This is a genomic window from Bradyrhizobium sp. CCH5-F6, assembly GCF_001556045.1.
GTDB lineage: Bacteria > Pseudomonadota > Alphaproteobacteria > Rhizobiales > Xanthobacteraceae > Bradyrhizobium.
In genome coordinates this window covers 1-24,532 of record NZ_LSIC01000193.1, presented here as the reverse complement: position 1 = coordinate 24,532, position 24,532 = coordinate 1, and the positions used below count along the sequence as shown (strand labels likewise).

Here is a 24,532-nt window from a genome sequence, read left to right as displayed (position 1 = left end):
CGGCCGGCATCAAGTTGCGCCTCCGCGCGGCGTCGCTAATATCGCGGCATGCGCGCGACGAAAGATCGCGCCGATTTGCGGAGGAAGCTGATGTCCATCTCGGGCAAGGTCGATCCGGTGGTGCGTCCCGTTGCGGCGACCGACATCGCCGAGGCGCTGGTCGAAGGCCTGCGCGATTTCCAGGCGCTGCCGATCTACGGTCTCTGCTTCGGCGTGCTCTACGCCGCCGGCGGCATCGCCATCATGCTCTGTGTCACCGCCTTCGGCATGATCTATCTGGTCTATCCCCTTGCTGCCGGCTTTGCGCTGATCGGGCCGTTCGTGGCGATCGGCCTCTACGAAGTCAGCCGCCGCCGCGAGCGTGGCGAGCCGGTCTCGTTCGGCGCGATCTGGTCGGCGATACGCTCGCGCAGCGAGATCGGCTGGATGGCCTTCGTGACGCTGTTCGTGTTCGTGGTCTGGATGTACCAGGTGCGGCTCCTGATCGCGCTGCTGCTCGGCCTCAACGCCTCGTTCTCGAGCTTGCAGGAATTCATGACGGTGGTTCTGACCACGAATGAAGGCCTGTTGTTCCTCGGCATCGGCAACGCAGTCGGCGCCGTGCTGTCGCTGATCCTGTTCTCGCTGACGGTGGTGTCGTTTCCGCTGCTGCTCGACCGCGACGTCGACTTCGTCACGGCGATGGTGACGAGCGTGCGCGCGGTGGTGACGAGCCCGCTGCCGATGATCTCCTGGGCCGCGGTGATCGTGATGCTGCTGATCGTCTCGGCGCTACCCTACTTCTTGGGGCTGATCGTGACGCTGCCGGTGCTCGGGCATGCGACCTGGCATCTCTATCGGCGGCTCGTGGCGCCGCTGCCGCAACTCTGACGTGGTCCGGACGAAGGCAGGACGAATACGTGTGATGTATCGATTTGCAGCGCCTAAGGCATCTTGATCCCCATCGCCTTCAGCGCTTCCAGCAGCTTCACTGGAGGCGACATCGTGATCTGCGGCGCCTTGCCGGTCTCCAGCAGGCTCTTCAGCCCCGACAGGATCGCGGGCCAGCCGGTGCGGCCGCCGGATAGGATGTCGTCGCTGAGCGGGCGATCATGGCGCTGGCTCAGGGTAAGGCGGACGGCTTCGCCGGCCGGCTCGATCTCATAGGTGACGACGGTCGAGCCGAGTTTTTCGACGAGGCCGGGCCAGTTCACGTCCCACGTCACCGTCAGCTTCCTGGGCGGATCGTATTCGAACACCTTGCCGGAGATGTGCTCCGAACCGTCAGGGGCGCGCACGATGAAGGTGCCGCCGAGCTTCGGCTCCATCTCCACCGCGAAACCGGAAAAGTACTCGCGGCTGAACTCGGCCGCGGTCAGAGCTTCCCATATCTTCTCCGGCGTAGACGCGATGTAGATGGTGTAGACGGTGAGAGGCTTGAATTGCTCGAGGTTCATCGCGCATCAATCCTTTTGTTGAGCGGGCTTACTCATCGCGCTTCTCCAACTGGCGTTTCAACTCGCCGAGCGCAGCGAGCTTGCCGCGCTCGAATTTCCTGATCCAGCGTTCGCCGATCTGATGGATCGGCACCGGATTGAGATAGTGCAGCTTCTCGCGGCCATGCCTGACGGCGGTGACGAGATTGGCCTCTTCGAGAATGACGAGATGCTTGGTCACGGCCTGCCGCGTCATGGCAAGGCCCTCGCAGAGCTCGTTCAGCGTCTGGCCGTTCCTGGCGTGAAGCCTGTCCAGGAGCGAGCGTCGTGACGCATCGGCGAGCGCCTTGAAGACCTCATCCATGAGGATGATAATAAGCAACCAAATGGTTGCATGTCAATCCGCCTTGGCGAAGCATCGCGCCCGGCTTCCGTTCCTGCCGCCGGCGTGCATTAATGAGCCGCCGCGTCTTCAGCTGAGTCTCCGCCATGATGTCTATGCAAGCCTATTTCGCCTTCGTCGCCGCCTGCATTGCGCTGGCGCTGCTGCCGGGACCGATCGTCACGCTGGTCATCGCCAACGGCTTGCGCCACGGCACGCGCGCGGCGCTCATCAACGTTGCCGGCGCGCAGGCCGGGCTTGCCATCGTCATCGGCATCGTCGCGGTCGGCCTGACCTCGCTGATGGCGACCATGGGCTACTGGTTCGACTGGGTGCGCTTCGCCGGCGCCGCCTATCTGGTCTGGCTCGGCATCAAGCTGATCTGGGCGCCGGTCGAGGGTGTCGATCTCGACGCGCCGCCACCGCCGCCGCGCGGCGGCTTCTTCCTGCAGGGATTCCTGGTGCTGCTGTCGAACCCGAAAGTGCTGGTGTTCTTCGGCGCCTTCATCCCGCAGTTCATGGACATGAACCAGCCGCACTTCCCGCAAGTCGCGCTGCTGGGCGCCACCTTCATGGTCACCGCCGTGATGACGGACGCGCTCTACGCCATCGCCGCCGGGCGCGCCCGCAAATTCTTCTCGGCGCGCCGCACCCGCATGATGTCGCGCATCTCCGGCGGCTTCATGATCGGCGGCGGCATCTGGCTGGCGCTGACCAGGGCGAAGTGAGGCCCTACACCAGCAGCTGAGCCTTCAGCTCCACCTCGATTTCGGAAAAGATCCGCGCCAGCCGTTCGGCCCATTGCTGCTGGCCGGACTGGTCCGCGATGAGATCCTGGCGGATCTCGATGCCGGTGTTGACGAGGCCGCGCGCCTCGCCATGCACGGGAATGGTGTAGTCGGTGAGGTCGTCCACCGCATAGGGCTCGTTGTCGCCGACGACGAGGTCGCCTTCGGCGCGCAGATGTTTCAGCAGCAGCTGCGGCAGCACGCTGTCGCGATTGTAGAGCGCGCCGATGTGCCATGGCCGCGCGACGCCGGCATAGACCGGCGTGAAGCTGTGCAGCGAGACCAGCACGGTCGGCCGCTCGACGTGCAAACGGCGATCGATCGCGGCGTCGATGCGGCGATGATAGGGCTCGAAGATCTCGCGCCTCCGCGCCTTCCGCTCCTGCTCCGAAATGCCTTCGTTGCGCGGAATTGCCGTCGCCTCGGAGATCACGGGAATCGAGCTCGCGACGCCCGGCGGACGGTTGCAGTCGATCACGAGGCGCGAATAGCGCTGCGCGATCAGATGCGCGTCGAGCATCCCGGCCAGCCGCTCGGCGACGCCGGCGATGCCGATGTCCCAGGCGATGTGCCTGACGAGCTCGCCTTCCGCGACGCCGAGATCGCCGAGCGCACGCGGCAGCACCCGCCCGTAATGATCCGCGGTGAGCAGGAACGGCGATTGACCGCCCGCATTCACCTCATGCACGGGCGGAATGTCGCCCTCGCCGAGCAGTTGATCGGTCGCCTCGGCTGGGTCCAAAGCCATCCTCGTTTGCGTGGGGAACAATATCCTGTGTAAACGGAGTAGCGGTATTGCGCCCTCGTCGCAACGTTGGAAGACCATGAGCTCCGATCGACTTTTCGTTTACGGCACCCTGATGCGTGGTTTCGATCATCCGATGGCGCGGTTGCTGGCGGGCCATGCGGAATTTCTGGGCGAAGCGACCTGCCGCGGCCGGCTCGTTCTGGTGAAGCACTATCCGGGATTGCTGCTTTCCGACGCGCCGGCGGATATCGTCCATGGCGAGCTCTTCCAGCTGCGCGTGCCCGACGAGCTCTTGCGCGAGCTCGACATGTACGAGGCCTGCGGCGAGGGCTTTCCGGAACCGACCGAATATCTGCGGCAGTTGATCGAGGTCACGTTGCCCGGCGGCGCCATCACGCAGGCCTGGACCTACGTCTACAACTGGCCCGTCACCGGCCTGCCGCACATCGAGTCCGGGCGCTTCCTCGATCATTGAAGCCGAATGGTTTGAATCAATCGCCGCGGCTCGTTCACCTCTCCCGCTTGCGCCACGCGTTGCGTCCGGATCACGCGCTAGGCCGACAGCACTTCCCTCACCACGCGCACGTCGACCTCGCGCTCGACATAGGTCCACTCCTCGGTCTGCCTGAGCATCGCCACCAGCTCCTCGAACAGCGAAGCGTGCGCGGGGGCGAATTCGAACCAGGTCAGGAAGTCGAACGGGCCGCCGAGGTCGCGGCAGTGATAGAGCTGGCGCGCAATCGCCGGCAGGAAACGCAGGCTGCTCGCAATGTGGTGCGACTTGTCCTCGAAGATCCTGCGGCGCTCTTCCTGCGTCAGCTCCCACCACGCCTGCGATTTGCGGATCGGGATCAGCGCTGCGCTGGTCGCCTCGATGCGGCCGAGGCCGGCTTGCACGGCGACGAGCTGCTGCTTCTCGGGCCGCTCGGTGTAGCGCAGGCTGCTCGCGACGCCGACCAGCCGCCAGGCCGTGCGCGAGGGCACCAGCGGCAACGAGACGGCCTCGCTGTCGGTGACCGACAGCGCCGGCATGAAGGGCAGGGGCTCGCCCGTCACTGATGAAATCGAGGTCACGCGCCAGCCCCCGCTCTGACCGCCTCGAAAGGTCCTGAACATGAGCCCATGGAAGCGTGGAACCGGGCGCGGTTCAAGAGTTCTTGTCGTTCGGGGCGACGGGCGCGCCCCGATGACGGACCAGGGCCCCTGTGCATAGGTCGAATAACCCGGATAAGCCGGACAAACCTGACTTTCGGGCAAGCCGTACCTATATCCCTGATCCTTCGCCCGACTCAGACGGTTTCGCGCTACACACGGGATCATGCGCTTCACGCCCCAATTCCTCGACGAGCTTCGTGCCCGGCTTTCGGTCTCCGAAGTCGTGGGCAAGCGCGTCAAGCTGAAGAAGGCCGGGCGGGAGTGGAAGGGGCTGTCGCCGTTCCAGCAGGAGAAGACGCCGTCCTTCTACGTCAACGACCAGAAGGGTTTTTATCACGACTTCTCCTCCGGCAAGCACGGCGACATCATCACCTTCGTGATGGAGACCGACGGTCTGCCGTTCGCGGAGGCCGTGGAGCGGCTCGCCAACATGGCGGGCCTGCCGCTGCCGGCGGTGACTCCGGATGCGGCGCGGCACGAGCAGCGGCGCAAGTCGCTGCACGACGTCATGGATCTCGCCGCGAAATTCTTCGCGGAGACGCTGGCCTCGCGTGTTGGTGCGAAAGCGCGCGGCTACCTTGCCGATCGCGCCATCTCGCCGGCGACGCAATTGCAGTTCCGCCTCGGCTATGCCCCGCCCGACCGCTTTGCGCTGAAGGAGCATCTCGGCAAGCTCGGCGTCTCGGTCGACGACATGGTCGAGACCGGCCTGTTGATCGGCGGTGACGACATCCCCGTGCCGTACGACCGCTTCCGCGATCGCGTGATGTTTCCGATCACGGATTTGCGCGGTCGCGTCATCGCCTTCGGCGGACGCGCGCTGGAGAAGGACGTTCCGGCGAAATACCTGAACTCGCCGGAGACGCCGCTCTTCCACAAGGGCGACAATCTCTACAACCACCAGGCCGCGCGCAAAGCCACGCATGACGGCAGCGCCTTGATCGTCGTCGAAGGCTATGTCGACGTCATCGCCATGGTCACTGCCGGCTTTGCCGGAGCGGTCGCGCCGCTCGGCACTGCGCTGACCGAAAGCCAGCTCGCGCTGCTCTGGAAGATGGCGGACGAGCCGATCCTCTGCTTCGACGGCGACCGGGCCGGGCAGAAGGCGGCCTACCGTGCCGCCGATCTCGCGCTGCCCTTCCTCAGCCCCGGCAAGAGCCTGCGCTTCGCGCTGCTGCCGGAGGGGCAGGACCCCGACGATCTCGTCCGCTCGGGCGGGCGCGGCGCGATCGAGGACGTGATCGGAGCTGCCCGTCCGCTCGCCGACATGATCTGGTCGCGCGAGCTCGAAGGCGGCAATTTCGCCACCCCCGAACGCCGGGCCGCGCTGGAGGCGCGCATCAAGGAGCTCACCAACGGCATCCGTGACGAGGTGGTGCGGCGCTATTATCGCGACGAGTTCGTCGAGCGGCTGCAGCGCACCTTCGCGCCCGAAGGTGGGCGCGGCTTTGGCGGCCGGGGCAATTTCCGCTCCGGCGGTAACGGCCGGCCGTTCCAGCCGAGGGCAGGGGGCCAGCCGAATCGATTCGGCGGACAGGGATTTGGCGGCGGCCGCCGTGGCCCGTCCGGTTCCCTCCCGCTGCCCTCCGGCCCCTACCAGGCCGCGAGCCCGCAGCTGGCGGCAAGCCCGATCATGCGGGGCCAGCGAAGCGCTATCTCCCGCCGCGAGGCCCTGATCCTGAAATGCCTGATCAACCACCCCTGGCTGCTGCATGAGCACCTTGAGGAGGTTGCCGCGCTGGAGCTGGCCCACCCCGAGGCCCATAAGCTCAGGGCCGGCATCATCGCCGCCTTCGCCAACGACCATCACCATTCGCCGGACCCCGGCGAGCTGGCCGAAAAGATGCGCGGTGACCTCGAAAAGGGCGGATTTTCTCAGGTTCTTCAAAGGGTTGAGAACGTCATCACGACCCAGGCGGTGTGGGCCGCCCTCGAGGGCGCCGCAAGGGACGACGTTCTTGCCACCTGGCATCAGCTGGTTGCCTTGCATCGGCAATGGCATTCACTACTTAGAGAGCTGAAAGACGCCGAGCTGGCCTTGGGGGACGATCCCAGCGAGGCCAATTTGGCGTGGCTGCGGGACGTGAAGGCTCGGATAGGGGAAGTCGACGGCACCGAGGCCCTGATCGAGGGGTTCGGCGAGCTGTCGGGCCGGCTCCAGAAGAGCGTGTGATGAAAGAATCATGCGGACGGCCGGGGCCGGAACCGCTAAAAGACTCGCCAAATCCAAGGTTTGGCGGCAAAAACAGGGTTAATCGAGGCTTAACGGTCTTGTAGCACTTTGGCCCAGAAGCGGTCGCAGGCATAACAGACGCGTCAGGAATGAATCCGCGCAATTGCTGTTGGCACTACACCTGCATCCGCCGCGACAAAGAGGCTGACGAAGCGTTAGGCAATTCCGGCGAGAGAAAGTTGGGGGTGGCGAGAGGTTTGTGCGCCGCCCTTTCCGTGTCGAGAGCTGCCGAAGCGAGAGCGTCGAGCAACAGGTTCAAGTGAATTCACGCGGGCGCGGCGAACGTCTCGCATGAAGCGCGTTTAGGAGCAATGGATGGCCACCAAGGCAAAGACGCTGCAGGCGAAGGACAAGGAAAAGGACGACAAGGCAGCGGATGCGCCGGAGAAGGACTCCCAGGACGCGCCCTCACCCTTGCTCGACCTGTCCGACGCCGCCGTGAAGAAGATGATCAAGCAGGCCAAGAAGCGCGGCTTCGTGACCTTCGATCAGCTCAACGAAGTCTTGCCGTCCGACCAGACCTCGCCCGAACAGATCGAGGACATCATGTCGATGCTCTCGGACATGGGCATCAACGTCACCGAAGCCGACGATACCGAAGGCGAGGAGGAGAAGGACGAGGCCGACGACGAGACCGATAACGAGCTCGTCGAGGTCACCCAGAAGGCCGTCACCGAGGTCAAGAAGAGCGAGCCGGGCGAGCGCACCGACGATCCCGTGCGCATGTATCTGCGCGAGATGGGCACGGTCGAGCTGCTCTCCCGCGAGGGCGAAATCGCGATCGCCAAGCGCATCGAGGCCGGCCGCGAGGCGATGATCGCAGGGCTGTGCGAAAGCCCGCTGACTTTCCAGGCCATCATCATCTGGCGCGACGAGCTCAACGAGGGCAAGATCTTCCTCCGCGACATCATCGATCTCGAAGCGACCTATGCCGGCCCCGATGCCAAGGGCGGCATGAACAATGCGATGATCGCCGGCCCCAACGGCGAGAACGGCGAAGCGCCGGCCGAGGGCGGTGAGGCCACCGCCGCTGCGCCCGCGCATGTGGCGCCGCCCGCCGCGCCCCCGGCGCCGACCCCGTTCCGTGCCGCGCCTGCCGCCGGCGCCACCGAGGCCGTCGAGGAGAAGGATCCGGGCGAAGCCGCCGCCGAAGCCGACATGGACGACGACGAGTTCGAGAACCAGATGTCGCTCGCGGCGATCGAGGCCGAGCTCAAGCCGAAAGTGGTCGAGATCTTCGACAAGATCGCCGACAGCTACAAGAAGCTGCGCAAGCTTCAGGAGCAGGACATCCAGAACCAGCTCCAGAACGAGTCGCTCTCGCCGCACCAGGAGCGCAAGTACAAGAAGCTCAAGGACGAGATCATCGTCGAGGTGAAGTCGCTGCGCCTCAACCAGGCGCGCATCGACAGCCTGGTCGAGCAGCTCTACGACATCAACAAGCGCCTCGTCTCGCATGAGGGCCGCCTGATGCGCCTCGCCGACAGCCACGGCGTCGCGCGCGAGGACTTCCTGCGCAACTACACCGGCTCGGAGCTCGATCCGCGCTGGCTCAACCGCGTCTCGAAGCTTTCGGCGAAAGGCTGGAAGAATTTCGTCCATCACGAGAAGGACCGCATCAAGGACCTTCGCCACGAGGTACATCAGCTCGCGGCCCTGACCGGCCTCGAGATCGTCGAGTTCCGCAAGATCGTGCACTCCGTGCAGAAGGGCGAGCGCGAAGCCCGTCAGGCCAAGAAGGAGATGGTGGAAGCCAACCTCCGTCTCGTGATCTCGATCGCCAAGAAATACACCAACCGCGGCCTGCAGTTCCTCGACCTGATCCAGGAAGGCAACATCGGCCTGATGAAGGCGGTCGACAAGTTCGAGTATCGCCGCGGCTACAAGTTCTCGACCTACGCCACGTGGTGGATCCGGCAGGCGATCACGCGCTCGATCGCCGACCAGGCCCGTACCATCCGCATCCCCGTGCACATGATCGAGACGATCAACAAGATCGTGCGCACGTCCCGCCAGATGCTCAACGAGATCGGCCGCGAGCCGACCCCGGAAGAGCTCGCCGAGAAGCTCGGCATGCCGCTCGAGAAGGTCCGCAAGGTCCTCAAGATCGCCAAGGAGCCGCTGTCGCTGGAGACGCCCGTCGGTGACGAGGAGGATTCACACCTCGGCGATTTCATCGAGGACAAGAACGCGATCCTCCCGATCGACGCCGCGATCCAGTCGAACCTGCGCGAGACCACCACGCGCGTGCTGGCCTCGCTCACCCCGCGCGAAGAACGCGTCCTGCGCATGCGCTTCGGCATCGGCATGAACACCGACCACACGCTGGAAGAAGTCGGCCAGCAGTTCAGCGTGACGCGCGAACGCATCCGCCAGATCGAAGCGAAGGCGCTGCGGAAGCTGAAGCATCCGTCGAGGTCGCGGAAGCTGCGGTCGTTCCTGGATAACTGATCGTAGACAGCGATCCAAAGCAAAACGGCGGGTATTGGCCCGCCGTTTTTTGTTCGTCATTGCGAGCGCAGCGAAGCAATCCAGAGTCTTTTCGCAGAGGGATTTCTGGATTGCATCGCTGCGCTCGCAATGACTGAAGAAGCTGATATCCTACTTCTTCTTCGCCCCGACCCGCTCGAGCCGCTTGATTTCCAGCGCCGGGCGGCCGCTCTTTTCGGCGATCTCGCGGTCCTGCTCCATGATGAAGCCGCGCGCGGGTTCGTCGCCGTCGAGGCCGCCGAGCAGCTCGGCGGGCACGCGGCGGTTGGAGCGTTGGGAATCGTCTTCATAGACGACGTTGAAGAAGGCGAATTCGCCTTTGGGGTTGGTTCCGGGTTTCTTGGCCATGGGCGGCTTGTCCTCGATCACGGCGCCGCAGTCAAATGAGTTTGGCGCAGATCTGCCTCTGCCGTGACCGAAGGCGGCAGGGCTTGACGCGGCTGTGGGAGGAATTCTGTTGCGGGGGCTGAGGCCTGTTGCGCTCCGCTGGGGCCGTTGGAGCAGACCTCGTCTCAATAAACGGCGGGCCGAAGCCCGCCGTTTATCTCTCCAGCGTCGCCCGGGGCTGGCAGGACGACAACCTAAAATAGAATGCTATAGAAGGCGCCCAGCGATGGCAAGGTAAATCGTGGTGGCGTTGATGTCGCAGCGAACGCATTCGATATGCGTCGGTCGCGACGTGTGATGCAGCATGAAGCAATCGTTTCGGCTGCCGAACCACATTGTTCATCTGTCGTGCGCTTGCAATGCAGCGAGAGCGAGCCACTCTGCAATAAAGCGCGTCAGCCTGCACGTCTTCCCGCTTGCGTGCAGATACGATCCGCGCTGTGCAAGCGAGTTCCATCGTCGCGACGCGCTTCTCAATGCGTGCGCGCGCGCCGCGCCGCTTCCTGGACGGCGAGACGAGATCCGTGTCCGCCGCCCTTGCTGCTCTCCTCCTTGCGCCCCTGCGCCATGATCGCGCTGCCCATTGCCGCCGAGCCGAAGGTGATGAGGAAGGAGGCGAGCAGCAGGAAGAGTGCAACGCCGGGCGCGCGGTCGGCGAAGATCAGCTCGCGCAGATGCCCGGGATTGAGCCAGAGCAGACCGCCGACCAGCAGCGCGGCGGCACAGGCGCCGATCGCGAGATTGATGGCGAGCAGGCGGAACAGCGGGATGCGCAGGAGGGAGCGGATGGGTCGAGCAGGCGGCTGGTGGTCGGGCATCGCTGATTGCTTCATGCTGGCTTTGATGCAGTGACTGACGGTTGCTCAGGCATCGGTATTCTAGCGCCAACGCTCTCCCTCGTCATTCCACGGCGCGACGAAGTCGCGAGCCCGGAATGACGAGCAGTGGTCCTGGCGATGCCATCCGCCTCACGCCGCCGGCGCCACCCGGTCGGCGGCGGCGCGCTCCTGCGCCGCGTGCTGGCGTTCCATCAAGGTCTGCCACAGCGTCGCGATGCTTTCTTGCGTCTGCGGCGCGATCAGGCAGTGGCCCTCATTGTCGAAACCGCAGAACCGCACCGACGGGTCCGTCTTCACCTCGGTCAACGCCTTGTTGATCATCTCTAGGCACGTCATGACCTGGCCGACGTCCTGCAGGCGCGCGTGATGCAGGATGTCCATCAGGCGGAACGTCATCACCGGTGGACGGCCGAAGCCGATGCCGGGGCGGCCGAGCTCGAACAGAACGTTCACCGCGGGAAGCACGCCGCGGATGTGCTCGAGCACGCCGGCCATGTCCTCCACGCTGCAGGCGACGAGATGAGCCGCGTGCGCCGGCGCGGCCTCCGGTGTCCGCGGCGCAAGCCCGAGTGTGGCGATCACCTCCTGCTCGATCCATTGCCGCACCGGGGCGGGGGCATTGCGGATCTGCTCGGCCGTCAAGGTAATTCCGGTCATGTGCGGTTCTCCTGTTGGCCTCAATCTAGAAAGCACGGCGTGAGACAGTTTGATGCGGATCAAGCCTGCCGCTTTGACGCTCGCACCGTTCCCGGGCATGATCGCATGCTGCTTCGCGCAAGGATTTTTCTGGGGGATTGCTCCACATGCTGAGACCGCTTCTCGCCGCCGCGCTCGTCGTTTGTCTGGCCGGCGGGACGGCGCAGGCCGCACGCTGCGGCGGCGACTTCAACGCCTTCGTCGCCAGCATGGCGCAGGAGGCGCAGGCCGCCGGCGTCTCGGCGAGCGTGACCAATGCGGCGCTCAGCGGCGTGACCCAGGACGCCGACGTGCTCGCCTTCGACCGGCGCCAGCGCTACACCTTCAAGAAGAGCTTCGAGCAGTACGTCTCGACCCGTGTCGGCCCCGGCCGCATCAATGGCGGGCGCGCGATGCTGCAGCGTCACGCCGCGCTGCTGTCGCGGATCGAGCAGCAGTTCGGCGTGCCCCGCCATATCCTGGTCGCGATCTGGGGGCTGGAGAGCGATTTCGGCAAGGGCGACACCGGCAAGATGCCGGTGATCCGCACGCTGGCGACGCTCGCGCATGATTGCCGCCGCACCGATCTGTTCCAGGGCGAGCTGCTCGCGGCGCTCAAGATCGTGCAGCGCGGCGACCTGCAGCTGCGCGACCTCATCGGCGCCTATGCCGGCGAGATCGGCCAGACCCAGTTCCTGCCGTCGTCCTACATCAAATACGGCGTCGATTTCGACGGCGACGGCCATGTCGACCTCCGCCGCAGCATCCCCGACGTGCTCGCCTCGACCGCGAACCTCTTGCACACCAGCGGCTTCAAGATGGGCCAGCCCTATGGCGAAGGCACGCCGAATTTCGAGGCCATGCGGGAGTGGAACAGGGCGGTGATCTACCGCAAGACGATCGGGTATTTCGCGGACCGGCTGGCGGGGCAGTGAGGATCCAGATACTCGGTGTCGCCGGCTTTGACCGGGCGATCCAGTACGCCGAGACGGTTGTTGTTGACTCGATAAGCTGCGGCGTGCTGGATTCCCCGCTTTCGCGGGGAATGACAGCGGGGTTGCCATTGCGACGCTGACTACTTCCCCGTCACCTTCGCCATCTTCTCCAGCTTCCTTTGCAATGGCGCCCAATACGTTCCCGGGCGGAACCGCTGCAACAGGTCCATGAAGCGGGCGTCGTTGCCGATCAGGATGCGCGGCTCGTTCTTCTCGATGCCCCTGATGATGCGCAGCGCCGCGTCCTTCGGCGTGGTTTTCGCCGCGTTCTCGAACCGATCGATCGATTGCGCGCGGCGGGCATTGTCGGTGACGCCGACCCCGGTGCGCGCGTTGCGCGCGATCGCGGTGGCGACGCCGCCGGGATGGACCACCGACAGTTTCACCGGGCTTGCTGCCATCGCCAGCTCGTGCCGCACGCTCTCGGAAAAGCCGCGCACCGCGAACTTCGCCGCCGCATAGGCCGATTGTCCCGGCGGCGCGATGATGCCGAAGATCGAGGAGAGGTTGACGATGTGCGCCTCTGCCAGCGTCTTCAGATGCGGCAGGAAGGCGCGCGTGCCGTGCACCACGCCCCAGAAATTGATGTCGAACAGCCAATCCATCTGCGCCTGGTCGATCTCATCGAACGAGCCCATGAGCGCCACGCCGGCATTGTTGACGACGATGCCGAGGGCAGGATGCGCAGCGATCGCCTCGCTCGCGAATTGCGCGACGTCGGCGGGCTCGCCGACATCGACGCGATGCACGCTGACCTTGCGCGCTCCTCCGATCTCGGCCGCGAGCGCCTTCAGTCCCGCCTCGTCGCGATCGGCCAGAGCGAGATCGCAGCCGCGCTGCGCCAGCTCGATGGCCAGCGCCCGGCCGATGCCGCTCGCAGCTCCCGTGATGGCGGCGGCGCCGCGAATCGCAGTCATGAATTCCCCGGTCAAGCTCCCGATACCGGAACTATGGCTGACATTTTTGCAGAATGGAACCGAACCGTATCCGGCCTGGCTCCTTAACGTACGTTACTTGAATGGACACATGCAGGCATTGGGAGCCGCCAATGGGACAATCGACGCCATTCACCGCAACGGCACTCATCGTGGAAGACGACCCTATGCAGAGAGAGATGCTGAGCCTCCTGCTCGAAGAAAGCGGTTATCAGGTCATCCAGTGCGAGAGCGCCGAAGCGGCCGAACGTGTGCTCGAGAAAAACGCAGGCGCGCTGTGCCTGATGATGACCGACGTCCAGCTTGCCGGCCGCATGAACGGCGTCGAGCTTGCGCACATTGCCAAGCACCGCAATCCGGAGCTCGACGTCGTCGTCACCTCCGGCCGTCCCTTGAAGCAGCCCTTGCCCGACGGCGCCAAGTTCTGGGCCAAGCCCTGGGCGCCGCTCGACGTGCTGCGCGAGGCCGAGATCGCCCAGCTGTCCTGACGGCTACCCACGGGCAGGCTTTCTCGCCGCGAGCCGCGATGATAGGGTCCGCCCATGACCCTGTCCTTCCTGCTCACCTCGCTCATCGTCGTCGCATCGCCGGGCACCGGCGTGCTGTACACGCTGGCCGCGGCGCTGACCCGCGGCTCGCGGGCCAGCGTAGCGGCCGCCTTCGGCTGCACGCTCGGCATCGTGCCGCACATGGTGGCGGCGATGCTCGGCCTTGCCGCCGTGCTCCACACCAGCGCGCTCGCCTTCGCCGTGCTGAAATGGTGCGGCGTCGCCTATCTGCTCTACATGTCCTGGCAAGCGCTGCGCGAGACGGGGACGCTCGCGGTTGGCGGTGAGATCAAGGAGCGGTCGAGCGGCCGTGTCATCGTCACCGGCTTTTTGATCAACATCCTCAATCCGAAGCTGTCGATCTTCTTCCTCGCCTTCCTGCCGCAGTTCATCGCGGCGGACGAGGCCCATGTGCTGGCGCGGATGCTGGAGTTGAGCGGCGCCTTCATGGCCATGACCCTCGCGGTGTTCGTCGTCTACGGCCTCTGCGCCGCCTCGGTGCGCGAGCGCGTCATCTCCCGTCCGCGCGTCATGGCCTGGCTACGGCGGAGTTTCGCGGCAGGATTTGCCGCGCTCGGCGCCAAGCTCGCGTTTTCGGAGAGATAGGCCTTCCTTCACCGCTCGAAAGGTCGTCATGCCGGGACAAGCCCGGCATGACGCTGTCGGAGCGCGGGCACCTCGAACACTTACCCAATAAAAAAGCGGGCCTTGCGCCCGCCATCTTCGACCCGATCGATGCTGCCCGACGCCCGGGCGGAGCGAGACTCCACCCGGGCAAAGAAACAGAAGCCTGCTACTTCTTCTTCGCTGCCTTCTTGGCCTTCTTCGCCTTCTTCTTCACCGCCTTCTTCGCTTTCTTAGCCATAGTATCCTCTTAGGGGTTAATGGTGGAACGCGACACGAGGGATGCTCGGCGGAGGGCCAGCCTCGCAACATCCTCGACGACAAACTCAGCAGATTCGGAGCCGGCTGCCCCGCGCTGTCATATCTCCGTCATCGCGTTATCCACAGCTCAGATGCATTTTCGGGTGATTTTTGTCCGCGAATCCGCCTCGCAGCGCTCCCGCAGCGTGGCCCGCTCCTCCGCAGCAGGGCTTGCTTAACGATGCCTGAATCCGTTCGCGGGATTCATCAATCCCCAACCAATGCCCGAGTTTGTGCGATTGCGGTGAGACTCCATTAAGCGCGTCGCGCGCATGATCGTCCGCAAGAAAACGGGGGCGGGTATGTACGGGCAGTTGCCAAACGAAGAGGGCGGGAGCATGCGCGTCCCGCAGTCGCCATGCTGAGCGTGCCGACACTCTGGATCGTCATCGTCATCAACTTCCTGGCGCTGGGCCTGATCTGGGCCTATGTGGCGCGCGCCTATCCCAAATTCGAGGCGGCGCGGTACTGGACGGCCGCGGCGGTGTTGGCTGCAGCAGGCGCGGGCATCTCAATGCTGCGCGACGTGATGGATCCGCGCTTTCCGCTGATCGGCGGCGGCGGCCTGATGATCTTTTCGTCGTGGCTCGCCTGCATGGGCGTGATCCGCTTCTATCACCGGCCGGTGTCCTGGCCGGCGGCGATTGCCCATTCGCTGCTCTGTAGCGCCGGTCTCGCGTTCTTCCTGGTGGTCGTCGACAACATGCCGATGCGGGTCGTGATCTACTCGCTGGCACAATCGACGCCGATCGTGCTCACGCTGCCTCTGCTCCTCCGTCAGCAGAATGGCCGGGAAAACCCCGGCGCTCGCCTCGCCGCGATCGTTGGATTTCTGCTCCTGTCCGTTCATGTGATCCGCTCCAGTGCGGCGCTGCTGGGCTATGGCGGCGCCATCACCGAGATCAACTTCAACGGTTTGCAGGCCGTGATGATCCTGCTCCTGGTGTTCCTGGCCATGGGCTGGAATTTCGCCTGTCTGCTGATGGCGATCGAGCGGCTTCGCAACGAGGTTGCGGATCTTGCGCTGCTCGACGATCTCACCGGCGTTGCCAACCGGCGGCATCTGCTGCAGCGCCTGACCGAGGAATGCGCCCGCTCGGAGCGAAGCGGCGCGCCGTTCTCGCTGCTGCTGATCGATATCGACGGCTTCAAGGCCATCAACGACACCCATGGCCATGCCGCGGGCGACGCCTGCCTGAAACACTTCAGCCTGATGGCGCAGACGCGCCTCCGGCCCGGCGACATGCTCGCCCGGACCGGCGGCGACGAGTTCTGCATCGTGCTGCCGTCCTCCTCCCTGCGCGAGGCCGCCGCGATCGCCCGCCGCGTGCTCGAGGTCTGCCGTCAGGATGCCTCCAGCTGTGGCGGCAGCGACATTCCGATCGCGATCTCGATCGGGGTCGCGCAGTGGGATCGCGGCATCGGGCAATTCCCGGACCGTCTGATGGCCCATGCCGACCACGCCCTCTATGCCGCCAAGAAGAACGGCAAGAACGATTTCGCGGTCTATGATCCCGCCCCGCCGCTTTCGCCAGACCAGGTCGAGGCGCTGAGGAAATTCGCGTAAAGCCTGGCAAATCGCGACGCGATCAGGATGAATCGTGGTCGCGCTTCAGGTTGTTGTTTGAGCATGACCTCTTCGGAAAGCCGCTGCACACTTTGCCGGATCATGCTGTAGGCTTGGGTCGCATTGGACCTCGCATGATGATGTTTCGCCTTCCCGCGGCCGTTTTGGCCGCTCTCCTTCTGATCGCCCCCGCCGCCGCCACGGATGCCGAGCTCGCAAGGCTCGCGCGTGCCTCCGGCACGCCCGACATTCCCGGCCTGAAGATCGTCTGGCTGGCGCCATGGGGCGACGTCCGCAACGCAAGACCCTGGCGCAACATCATCGTGCACCAGACCGAGGGACCTGCGGGCTCGGCGCGCGGCGGCGCGCAAGCGCAGGCGAAGAACCCGACACGGCGCGGCGTCACGGTCTGGGTCGAGACCGACGGCACGGTCTATTGGGCGGTGGACGAGAACCTGGTGCCGACCCATGGCGACGGCGCCAACCGCAACGACAACAAGTACATCGACAACAGGTCGACCTACCGCCAGGTCGTGCGCGACAACTCGATCGGCGTCGAGTTCGCCGGCAACTTTCCCGACGTCGCGACGGGTCCGACCGAAGCGCAGGTCGCGGCGTGGAAGATCCTCGTGAAGGTGCTGCGCGCCCGCTACGACATCCCGCTCGATCGCGTCTACGCGCACAACTGGATCGACTACAAGGACGCCCGCTATTGCGAAGGCTGCTGGCTCGCGACGCTGGCACGGGTTTGGGGGGAGTGAGACGGCGTCATTCCGATGCATGACGCCGAAGCCTGGCGTTGCGCTTTGAGGCTCATCCCTCGAGCGGGCGTCAAGCAAGCAAGAAAAAAGCCGGCGTTGCCGCCGGCTTTTCGTCTCGATCGATCCGCCAATCTCTTGCGCCGAACCGGCCCCGCTTAATGCGCGGCTTCCAGCGCGGCCTGTTCCTGCCTTGCGATCGTGCCCTTGACCGCGGACTGCACCTTCTCGAAGGCGCGGACCTCGATCTGGCGGACGCGCTCGCGCGACACGCCGAACTCGGCGGCAAGGTCTTCCAGCGTCATCGGCTCATCGGCGAGGCGGCGGGCCTCGAAGATGCGGCGTTCGCGCGGGTTGAGCACGCCCATGGCGCCATTCAGCGCATCACGGCGGTGATCGTATTCCTCGTGCTCCGCCATCATGGCTTCCTGGTTGGGCGTGTTGTCGACCAGCCAGTCCTGCCATTCGCCGGCTTCGCCGTCGTCGCGGATCGGAGCGTTGAGCGAGGCGTCACCGCCGAGGCGGCGGTTCATGTCGATCACGTCCTGAACCGTCACGCCGAGGCGCTTGGCAATGGTCGCGACCTGGTCGGGGCGGAGATCGCCTTCGTCCAGCGCGTTGATCTTGCTCTTCGCCTTGCGCAGGTTGAAGAACAGCTTCTTCTGGTTCGCGGTGGTGCCCATCTTCACGAGCGACCAGGAACGCAGGATGTACTCTTGAATCGACGCCTTGATCCACCACATGGCGTAGGTGGCGAGACGGAACCCCTTCTCGGGTTCGAAACGCTTCACCGCCTGCATCAGGCCGACATTGCCTTCCGAGACGACCTCGGATATCGGCAGGCCGTAGCCGCGATAGCCCATGGCGATCTTGGCCACGAGACGGAGGTGGCTGGTGACGAGTTGATGTGCCGCGTCGCGATCGTCATGCTCGCGCCAACGCTTGGCGAGCATGTATTCCTGCTGGGGTTCCAGCATCGGAAACTTGCGGATCTCGGCGAGGTAGCGAGATAGGCCGGATTCCCCATTAAGGACCGGCAAAGAAGCGGTACGGGCCATAGTGCGCCCTCCAAAAAGGTTCAGGCCCCCGACAGCGGCGGGCCAGGCAGACGACCGCTGTGTTAAAGCCAGCCGTAGCTGCGATGTTCCGCGTTGGTCATTTCAACGCAGGCGCAATATACCCCATCGGGGGTCGAAAAGGGAAGGATTGCTGACGTCACGTCCCCGTGTGGCAGCTATAACTTTTTGTAATGTAAAGGCTTTCTGAAGCGGCCTGCGTCATAGCGCCGCTTTGAGGGCGCGCTCGAGGAGAAGCAAATCCTCCGGCAGCGGCGCCTCCCAGTGGAGAAGTTCTCCCGTCCTCGGGTGCTCCAACACTAGCAGGTAAGCATGTAGGGCCTGCCGCCCCAGCGCCGCCAAAGCGGCCTGCGCCTCGGGGCCGAGCTGGTTGGCCTTGGTCTTGAAATGCGGGCCATAGACGGCATCCCCCATCAGCGGGTGGCCGATATGGGCAAGATGCACGCGGATCTGATGGGTGCGTCCGGTCTCGAGCTCGCAGGCAAGCAAGGCGGCGACCGGCCGACCGTCACGCCCCGCAAAACTCTCCAGGATCTCCCAATGCGTCACCGCCTCGCGGCCGCCCTGGCGCACCGCCATCTTCTCGCGGGCATGCGGATGGCGGTCGATCGGCGCATCGACGGTGCCGCGATGCCGGCCGGGCAAGCCCCAGGCGAACGCCATGTAGCCGCGCCGCATCGCGCCGGTGCGGCCGTGGTCGGCGAATTGGGCGGTCAGCGAGGCGTGGGCGAGGTCGTTCTTGGCCACCACCATCAGCCCCGTCGTGTCCTTGTCGAGCCGGTGCACGATGCCCGGCCGGCGCACCCCGCCGATGCCCGACAGCGAAGCGCCGCAATGGGCGATCAGCGCGTTCACCAGGGTGCCGGTCTCGTGGCCGGCCGCGGGATGCACGACCAGCCCCTTCGGCTTGTTGAGGACGACGATGTCCTCGTCCTCGAACACGATGTCGAGCGCGATATCCTCCCCCTTGGGCTCGGCGGGGGCCGCCTCCGGCACGTCGATTGTGATCGTATCGCCGGGATTGACGTGATAAGCGGGGTCGCGGACCGCGGAGGCCTTCAGGTGCACTGCGCCCGCCAGGATCAGGGCTTTCAGCCTCGATCGCGACAGGTCGGTGAGGCGCGCCGCCAGCACGCGGTCGAGCCGGGCCGAGCCCTCGTCGCCGGCGACCACGACCTCCAACCTTTGCGCAGAGCCAAGACTCTTAGGGCCGAGACTTTCCATGACGACGTCTGATACCGCTGTTCCCGAACCGACCCCCGAGCAGGCCGCGCTGTTCGCGCGGGTGCGGCGGATGATGCTGATCGCGGGGTTGACCACGGCGCTGGCGTTCTGCGCCGTGCTGATCGCGGTGGGCTACCGCCTTTTCAAGTCCGAGGGAAGGGCGCCCGAACCGGTGGGCGACGTCACCGCCACCCTGCCGAAGGGCGCCAGGATCGTCTCGACCGGCGTCGCAGGCGACCGCCTCGTGGTCACGCTGGACGTCGGCGGGGTCACCGAGATCCGCACTTTCGACGCCCACACCCTCAAGCCGGCCGGAAAGCTGAAATTTGCCAACGAGCCGTAAAAGGCCCGTCGGGGTCCTTGCGGCGGACAAATTTCGAGGTTATTGGCTAGCCCTCACGCTCCCTTCGTCTAGCGGTTAGGACGCGGCCCTCTCAAGGCTGAAACAGGGGTTCGATTCCCCTAGGGAGCGCCAGCAAACTCAGGTACTTAGGTAGCCATCGGCCTCGTTCGTTGAATAATGGTTGAATAAGACGCTGGTGAACAGCGGCGAACGCTTGGGGAATTTGCCGCCGACATCAGCAGACCATTCTCGGCGCGATGCCTCACTGTGGCTGGCGCATTCGCGAAAATTTCCTCGTCGCCCTTGGTGTCCGGAAATATTCAAACCATCGCTGTCGTGCGCTGTCGTGCGCGAGCGCGCTCGGGTGCTCGCATTGACGTTGCTCGTTGCACAATCAACTCTTGTCCTGTCGAGCCTTGTGCGAATTGGAGAGCTACGTGAGATACAATCGACGAGAGAAAACTGGCGGTCAACAGTCACAAGTCAGTCTATTCGCTCCGAAAGCCGCAGAATCGAGCACGATGCCATTCGCCCAGCGGCTCACCTGCACGATTGACGATGCATGCGAAGTGACCGGCTTGGGACGTACGAAGCTTTATGAGTTGATAGGAGCTGGGCGTATCGTCACGACAACGATCGGACGTCGGCGACTAGTACTGGTGCGCTCACTTCTGGCGCTCCTTGACGCCAACATGTCGAACTAGTGGACGTGCGACTTAAGGAAACAACCTCAGCTAGGCTGAACTCGGTCCATTCCGCCTGTCGCAACTCGCCAGATCGCACAAAGACCAGCGGAGGCAGTTTCAGCGCATAAGCGATTGCACAAGAGTCGAGTTCATAAGGCATCATGACGTATTTGTGCGCTGGGTGGATGTAACGATCGCGAGAAGGAGGGTATGCGTGAAATCTGCACTCTTCTTGTGTCATGCCTCGACCGAATCCTGGGCACTGCAAACCCAAAAAGAACAGAAGAAAATAACATGACCGCAATCATACTGACCCGCGTCGATGAGTGCAGGCATATGGCGCGCTACTACAAGCTGGATATTAAGCCCACGCTGTTTGGCGAGTGCTCGCTTGTGAGAAGGTGGAGGCGCATTGGGCGTGCCGGCACTGTTCGGATCGAAACGTATTCGTCCCAAGGGCCGACATAGCTATGATTTCAAAATAGGCGCAAAGCAGAAGCGAGGCTATCGGTGAAACAGTCCGAAGTGAATTGGAGAGCCGGCATTTTCCATCCCCTACACTCCGGAACAATCGCCCAGGCTACCGGGCGGTGACCTGAGCATTTTGCTCGAACGTGATCCCAGTTAGGCCAATGTGTAGCCGATAGCCGCTGTGGGCAGCCACCATCACCATCACCAGCAGGGCTACCAGGGCCGCCAGTCGGTCTTTATTCAGTTTGCCCGGATCGTTTAAACCGTTCGGGGTCATAGTGTAGCTCTGCCTTTCCGGACATCACCTCTGGAACCAGCCGCAACGCGGCGTCGATTACCTGCGAGCGGTTCATGCCCAGCCGGCTGCACACCTCATCCAGTTGCTTGAGGCGTTCGTCCGAAAGTCGAACTGAAATCACGCGCTTGGTCATGTCCAAAACATACGGGCAATTCCTAAATGAAAGCTTAAGTATGTAATACGCCGTACGCGGACGGGACTTGCCGCCATCTGTTGCCGGGAGGACTCGGGTCACAGCTTTTTGCCCGCTCTGGCCGCAAAGCGGGTGGTCATCGCGGCTTCTTCGGCGCTATTGTGATTCGATGAGGTCGATCGCTAGCGAAGATTCAACGGTTTGTTGGGCTGTATCGCGGCATATTAGGGCCGCGCCCCTCCTGAGGATTTAGTCGTGCGAGATCGGGATGTCAGACAGGCTCTGCACCGAAAGGTGCTGAAAGAGCATCACGGCGACGCCGACACTTTGGTGCTCGACGAGTTGGGCCTGCGTCATGGCACCTGCCGGGTCGATATCGCCGTCGTAAATGGCTACCTGCACGGTTACGAGATCAAAAGCGATTCAGACACGCTGGAACGGCTTCCCGCCCAGATCGCCACTTATGGGCTCGTCCTGGACCGGGCGACGCTCGTTGTCGGCGAGCGCCATTTGGAGAAGGCGAAGCCGCTGATCCCGCAATGGTGGGGTATCAAGGTCGTGACGGCGGGACCGCGTGGCGGCATCAGCTTCGAGACTGCGCAGGCCTTTGCGCAGAACCCCACCATCGATCCGCTCGCCCTGGCCGAATTGCTCTGGCGACCGGAAGTCGTTGAAATCCTCCAGGAGCGCGGCGCACCGCCGGCTTTGCTCAGAAAACCGCGCGGCGTTCTCTACAAATACCTGGCCGAAACCGTCGACCTGCAGGAGCTTCGGCCGCTTATTCGGCAGCGACTGAAAGCGCGTGCGCGCTGGCGAGGTCATCGACCACCTTCGTCAGATGCCGGTTCGTCGACACCCACACCCACGTCGACAGATTTCCCGTCGTGACGGTGCCTGCCGCGCAGTCCGCGATATAGGCGTCGCCGGCCGAGAACGCGCGGCCACTGAAATAAGGCAGGGCAACCAGCGTCGCGCACATCTGCTGGTACTGGCCGAAGCCGTGGGTCCGTACCGGCGTCCCGCGGGCGACATGCCAGTGGTCGGTGATGGTGTAGCGCAGCTTCGCGAACGGCTTAATCATCCGCATGTCGAGCTCGACCAGGTCAGGGTGGGCGACGGCGTAGTCCCCGAAGGTCGGTATCCGCGTCTCGTGACCGATGGTTGCGATGAACGCGCGATAAGCCTGCCATTCATGGCGCGGCAGCAACTGGTACGGCGCGGCGATGTTCGCCACCGAGTTCGGGTAGGACGTGCCGGCGATGGTGACGGTGCGCCATTGGTTGAGCATGGGGACCCGGGCCATCAGCGTCTGCATGATCGTCACCATGATCGCGATCGGCACATAGGTCGGCGTGCCGAGATCGATCACCAGGTCGCATTCGCCATAGCCGTCCGCCATGGGGCGCAGCAGGTTCTCGATGTCGGCCTGGAGATTGTGCCGGTCGAAGTCGGGAAGGGACAGGCGCAGGCAGACGCCGCGCCGGTCCTGCCGGGAAACGGTGGCCACGGCCGCCAGGAATGCGGCGTCGTTTGCGAAACTGACGACCGGGATGGCCGCGCAGCCTTCGGCGCGGGCAGTCTCGAACAGAACCTCGACGCAGTGGCGTCCCCCAGCGCATCGGGTCGCCGCGGGCAGGTGCTTCAAGTCAACAAAGCAGGGCCGGGCCTGCCACTTGGATTTCAGGCGCTTGCCGAAGTCGCCCAGGTGGTCGTCTGCGCTCTCCTTGTTCCGCTGCGTCTCGAAGTCGAACCCGACCGGGGGGATTTCGAGGAGGGGGGTGATGCGGTCCTTGACCGGCCCCGCCAGGCGGCTGAGCGCCTGGTACTCTCCCATTTTCCATTTCAAAATTGGCACGTAATGGCGATGATTGAACACAAAGGCCTCCAGAATTGATTACAAAATGGCGTCACCACAATCAGGCTGGCATTTATGTAGACAATTTTGATGGAACTGTCAATCGGCTCCCCATTTTGTTGCGAAATTTTGACTGCGGTCCCAAAAAGCTCGCCATGAAGGGCCGGCCCACGATGGACGGTGCATCGCGGAATAGCTCGCATTTTCAACGGGCTAAATTGGGAAAAGAGGCCCGGAGCGGATGCTCGATCGGGCCTCTCTAAAAACTTGCGAGAGTATGCAAATGAGGACCCAAGCGGGCGTACGTCTAACCTCTAGCCTTTCGAGACATCCTGTCCCTGTAACGGCCGCTGGTTTCTCGATTGGGTCAAGCTGCGAACGGCTCCGTGCTCGAATAGCGGTCGATTATGAGCCAGCCAAGCTGGCCCCAGCGTCGACTTGGGGTAACGTCTCGCCATGAATTACAGCGAATACATTGTCTACATCGACGAAAGCGGCGATCACGGCCTCACCAACATCAACCCGGATCACCCGGTTTTCGCGCTCGCCTTTTGCGTGGTCGAAAAGGCCAAATACATCGAAAAGATCGTGCCGGCTTTCCAGCGGTTCAAATTCGACTTCTGGGGCCATGACAGCATAGTGCTGCACGGTCATGAAATCCGCAAGGCGACCGGCGATTTCAACATCCTGCTAAATCCTAACACGCGGGCATCGTTCATCGACCGGGTAACCCAGCTGATCGGCGACGCTGAATTCACACTCATTGCCGCGGTCATCGACAAGGCTAAGCACGTCAAGAAATACAGCGACCCGGCGGACCCCTACAGCATTGCCCTGGGCTTCTGCATGGAGCGCCTGCAGCGTTTCCTGATCGACAAGGGCCAGGCGAACGTCCAGACCCATTTGCAGGTCGAATGCCGTGGCAAGACCGAGGATGCGAAGCTGGAGCTGGAGTTTCGCAGGATCTGCGACGGTCAAAACGCCGTCGGCAAGATGCAGAACCTCGAAATCCGCTTCATGGACAAGAAGCACAACTCGACCGGCCTACAGTTGGCTGACCTTGTCGCACACCCCATTGGGCGCCACGTCATCAAGCCAGATCAGCCCAACCGGGCCTATGATGCCCTGAAGTCCAAATTTCGGGCGAGCCCTAACGGCAAGATCGAGGGCTACGGCTTGAAGATTTTCCCCTAGCCCAAAAAGCGAAGGGCCCCGGTGTTCACCGAGGCCCAGCGCCGATCGAGCATTCCCAATCCATTTGATCCCTAAATAGGACGTTTTGTCCTAAAAGTCAAGGTGTCCCCGAGACCCTTGCGTCTCCCCCGGGAGACCCCAAAATCTAGGCGGGGCGACTTTAAACACTTCCCCCCGGAAGACCGGCCCGCCCTCCAAAAAAGGATACGCATAATCACACGTCATTCCCATACGCCCATTGCAGCATTCCAATACGCATAGGGGGAGGGCTCCAGGGTCTCCCCGGCGAAGTTGCGCAACGGCGAAACACGCTCATATTGGCGGCAACACGTTGTTTCGGGAAAACACTATGTCGAACACAGTGCGGATTCCGACGAAGTCGCCCGGGTGTACCGATATGAAGTCGCCCGGGG

The 24,532-nt window shown here is 63.7% G+C and carries 28 protein-coding genes and 1 tRNA gene; 17 read left to right on the top strand and 12 right to left on the bottom strand.

The features are described from left to right. Positions 1–90: 90 nt before the first annotated feature. Positions 91–870, top strand: coding sequence for a DUF2189 domain-containing protein (locus AX729_RS33405; protein WP_061028452.1), 780 nt, complete (start codon positions 91–93; stop codon positions 868–870). Positions 871–923: 53 nt separating this feature from the next. Here AX729_RS33405 and AX729_RS33400 read toward each other — a convergent pair whose 3' ends face one another. Together AX729_RS33400 and AX729_RS33395 are read right to left on the bottom strand one after the other, a co-directional pair. Continuing rightward, on the bottom strand, positions 924–1,436 hold the full coding sequence (locus AX729_RS33400; protein WP_061028405.1) for an SRPBCC family protein: 513 nt from the start codon (positions 1,434–1,436) through the stop codon (positions 924–926). 28 nt (positions 1,437–1,464) lie between these two features. Beyond that, on the bottom strand, positions 1,465–1,779 hold the full coding sequence (locus AX729_RS33395) for an ArsR/SmtB family transcription factor (RefSeq protein ID WP_061028403.1): 315 nt from the start codon (positions 1,777–1,779) through the stop codon (positions 1,465–1,467). Between the two features lie 125 nt (positions 1,780–1,904). Here AX729_RS33395 and AX729_RS33390 point away from each other — a divergent pair, with 125 nt between their 5' ends. Next, entirely contained in the window at positions 1,905–2,525 is a 621-nt protein-coding gene (locus AX729_RS33390; protein WP_082770602.1) for a LysE family translocator, read from the top strand. A 4-nt stretch (positions 2,526–2,529) separates the two neighbouring features. On the opposite strand, the gene AX729_RS33385 is transcribed toward AX729_RS33390, so the two are convergent. Continuing rightward, positions 2,530–3,333: an N-formylglutamate amidohydrolase gene (locus AX729_RS33385; protein ID WP_061028401.1), complete on the bottom strand. Its 804-nt coding sequence runs from the start codon at positions 3,331–3,333 to the stop codon at positions 2,530–2,532. Positions 3,334–3,409: 76 nt separating this feature from the next. Between AX729_RS33385 and AX729_RS33380 the strand changes: the two genes are divergently transcribed. Further along, on the top strand, positions 3,410–3,808 hold the full coding sequence (locus AX729_RS33380; RefSeq protein ID WP_061028398.1) for a gamma-glutamylcyclotransferase family protein: 399 nt from the start codon (positions 3,410–3,412) through the stop codon (positions 3,806–3,808). A gap of 77 nt (positions 3,809–3,885) precedes the next feature. Here the strand turns inward: AX729_RS33380 and AX729_RS33375 are convergent, their stop codons facing one another. Next, positions 3,886–4,449, bottom strand: a complete 564-nt coding sequence (locus AX729_RS33375) for a chlorite dismutase family protein (protein WP_061028396.1) — start codon at positions 4,447–4,449, stop codon at positions 3,886–3,888. 202 nt (positions 4,450–4,651) lie between these two features. Between AX729_RS33375 and dnaG the strand changes: the two genes are divergently transcribed. Together dnaG and rpoD are read left to right on the top strand one after the other, a co-directional pair. Further along, on the top strand, positions 4,652–6,661 hold the full coding sequence (dnaG, locus tag AX729_RS33370; protein ID WP_082770601.1) for a DNA primase: 2,010 nt from the start codon (positions 4,652–4,654) through the stop codon (positions 6,659–6,661). Between the two features lie 375 nt (positions 6,662–7,036). After that, positions 7,037–9,172: an RNA polymerase sigma factor RpoD gene (rpoD, locus tag AX729_RS33365; protein ID WP_061028392.1), complete on the top strand. Its 2,136-nt coding sequence runs from the start codon at positions 7,037–7,039 to the stop codon at positions 9,170–9,172. A 150-nt stretch (positions 9,173–9,322) separates the two neighbouring features. On the opposite strand, the gene AX729_RS33360 is transcribed toward rpoD, so the two are convergent. The 3 genes from AX729_RS33360 to AX729_RS33350 form a co-directional block, all read right to left on the bottom strand. Next, positions 9,323–9,559, bottom strand: coding sequence for a hypothetical protein (locus tag AX729_RS33360; protein ID WP_028134491.1), 237 nt, complete (start codon positions 9,557–9,559; stop codon positions 9,323–9,325). Between the two features lie 512 nt (positions 9,560–10,071). After that, the gene (locus tag AX729_RS33355) at positions 10,072–10,416 is read right to left on the bottom strand and encodes a hypothetical protein (protein WP_061028390.1); all 345 of its coding nucleotides are present in this window, start codon (positions 10,414–10,416) and stop codon (positions 10,072–10,074) included. Positions 10,417–10,566: 150 nt separating this feature from the next. After that, positions 10,567–11,094 (bottom strand): hypothetical protein, encoded by a 528-nt coding sequence (locus tag AX729_RS33350; protein WP_061028388.1) that lies wholly within the window; start codon positions 11,092–11,094, stop codon positions 10,567–10,569. Positions 11,095–11,240: 146 nt separating this feature from the next. Here AX729_RS33350 and AX729_RS33345 point away from each other — a divergent pair, with 146 nt between their 5' ends. Then, complete coding sequence (locus tag AX729_RS33345) at positions 11,241–12,047, top strand: lytic murein transglycosylase (protein ID WP_061028387.1); 807 nt, start codon at positions 11,241–11,243, stop codon at positions 12,045–12,047. A 140-nt stretch (positions 12,048–12,187) separates the two neighbouring features. On the opposite strand, the gene AX729_RS33340 is transcribed toward AX729_RS33345, so the two are convergent. Beyond that, positions 12,188–13,024 (bottom strand): SDR family NAD(P)-dependent oxidoreductase, encoded by an 837-nt coding sequence (locus AX729_RS33340; RefSeq protein WP_061028386.1) that lies wholly within the window; start codon positions 13,022–13,024, stop codon positions 12,188–12,190. Between the two features lie 131 nt (positions 13,025–13,155). On the opposite strand from AX729_RS33340, the gene AX729_RS33335 reads away from it, so the two are divergent. From AX729_RS33335 to AX729_RS33315, 5 genes are all read left to right on the top strand, one after another. Further along, positions 13,156–13,530, top strand: coding sequence for a response regulator (locus AX729_RS33335; RefSeq protein ID WP_061028384.1), 375 nt, complete (start codon positions 13,156–13,158; stop codon positions 13,528–13,530). A 54-nt stretch (positions 13,531–13,584) separates the two neighbouring features. Next, positions 13,585–14,196, top strand: coding sequence for a LysE family translocator (locus AX729_RS33330; protein WP_061028383.1), 612 nt, complete (start codon positions 13,585–13,587; stop codon positions 14,194–14,196). A gap of 47 nt (positions 14,197–14,243) precedes the next feature. After that, a complete protein-coding gene (locus AX729_RS33325) occupies positions 14,244–14,468 on the top strand; it encodes a hypothetical protein (protein WP_061028381.1) in 225 nt (74 codons plus the stop codon). A gap of 404 nt (positions 14,469–14,872) precedes the next feature. Continuing rightward, a complete protein-coding gene (locus AX729_RS33320) occupies positions 14,873–16,081 on the top strand; it encodes a GGDEF domain-containing protein (RefSeq protein ID WP_061028379.1) in 1,209 nt (402 codons plus the stop codon). 134 nt (positions 16,082–16,215) lie between these two features. Then, entirely contained in the window at positions 16,216–16,842 is a 627-nt protein-coding gene (locus AX729_RS33315; protein ID WP_197433737.1) for a peptidoglycan recognition protein family protein, read from the top strand. 155 nt (positions 16,843–16,997) lie between these two features. Here AX729_RS33315 and rpoH read toward each other — a convergent pair whose 3' ends face one another. Continuing rightward, on the bottom strand, positions 16,998–17,897 hold the full coding sequence (gene rpoH, locus AX729_RS33310) for an RNA polymerase sigma factor RpoH (protein WP_061028377.1): 900 nt from the start codon (positions 17,895–17,897) through the stop codon (positions 16,998–17,000). A 219-nt stretch (positions 17,898–18,116) separates the two neighbouring features. After that, positions 18,117–19,139 (bottom strand): RluA family pseudouridine synthase, encoded by a 1,023-nt coding sequence (locus tag AX729_RS33305; RefSeq protein ID WP_061028375.1) that lies wholly within the window; start codon positions 19,137–19,139, stop codon positions 18,117–18,119. On the opposite strand from AX729_RS33305, the gene AX729_RS33300 reads away from it, so the two are divergent. From AX729_RS33300 to AX729_RS41705, 4 genes are all read left to right on the top strand, one after another. Then, positions 19,138–19,482 carry a hypothetical protein gene (locus AX729_RS33300; protein ID WP_061028373.1) on the top strand — a complete coding sequence of 115 codons (345 nt, stop codon included), beginning with the start codon at positions 19,138–19,140 and terminating at the stop codon, positions 19,480–19,482. The two genes, AX729_RS33305 and AX729_RS33300, sit on opposite strands and share 2 nt — an antisense overlap. A gap of 57 nt (positions 19,483–19,539) precedes the next feature. Beyond that, positions 19,540–19,614, top strand: a tRNA-Glu gene (locus AX729_RS33295). Positions 19,615–20,003: 389 nt separating this feature from the next. Next, positions 20,004–20,186 carry a helix-turn-helix domain-containing protein gene (locus tag AX729_RS41905; protein WP_035650343.1) on the top strand — a complete coding sequence of 61 codons (183 nt, stop codon included), beginning with the start codon at positions 20,004–20,006 and terminating at the stop codon, positions 20,184–20,186. Between the two features lie 192 nt (positions 20,187–20,378). After that, on the top strand, positions 20,379–20,636 hold the full coding sequence (locus tag AX729_RS41705; RefSeq protein WP_349643776.1) for a WGR domain-containing protein: 258 nt from the start codon (positions 20,379–20,381) through the stop codon (positions 20,634–20,636). 239 nt (positions 20,637–20,875) lie between these two features. Here the strand turns inward: AX729_RS41705 and AX729_RS33290 are convergent, their stop codons facing one another. Beyond that, positions 20,876–21,070 carry a ribbon-helix-helix protein, CopG family gene (locus tag AX729_RS33290; protein WP_035650346.1) on the bottom strand — a complete coding sequence of 65 codons (195 nt, stop codon included), beginning with the start codon at positions 21,068–21,070 and terminating at the stop codon, positions 20,876–20,878. Between the two features lie 255 nt (positions 21,071–21,325). On the opposite strand from AX729_RS33290, the gene AX729_RS39180 reads away from it, so the two are divergent. Further along, the gene (locus tag AX729_RS39180) at positions 21,326–21,958 is read left to right on the top strand and encodes a sce7726 family protein (protein WP_021077410.1); all 633 of its coding nucleotides are present in this window, start codon (positions 21,326–21,328) and stop codon (positions 21,956–21,958) included. Here the strand turns inward: AX729_RS39180 and AX729_RS33280 are convergent. Beyond that, on the bottom strand, positions 21,849–22,946 hold the full coding sequence (locus AX729_RS33280; protein ID WP_021077411.1) for a beta family protein: 1,098 nt from the start codon (positions 22,944–22,946) through the stop codon (positions 21,849–21,851). The two genes, AX729_RS39180 and AX729_RS33280, sit on opposite strands and share 110 nt — an antisense overlap. Positions 22,947–23,381: 435 nt before the next feature. On the opposite strand from AX729_RS33280, the gene AX729_RS33275 reads away from it, so the two are divergent. Beyond that, entirely contained in the window at positions 23,382–24,119 is a 738-nt protein-coding gene (locus AX729_RS33275) for a DUF3800 domain-containing protein (RefSeq protein WP_021077412.1), read from the top strand. Positions 24,120–24,532: the final 413 nt, after the last annotated feature.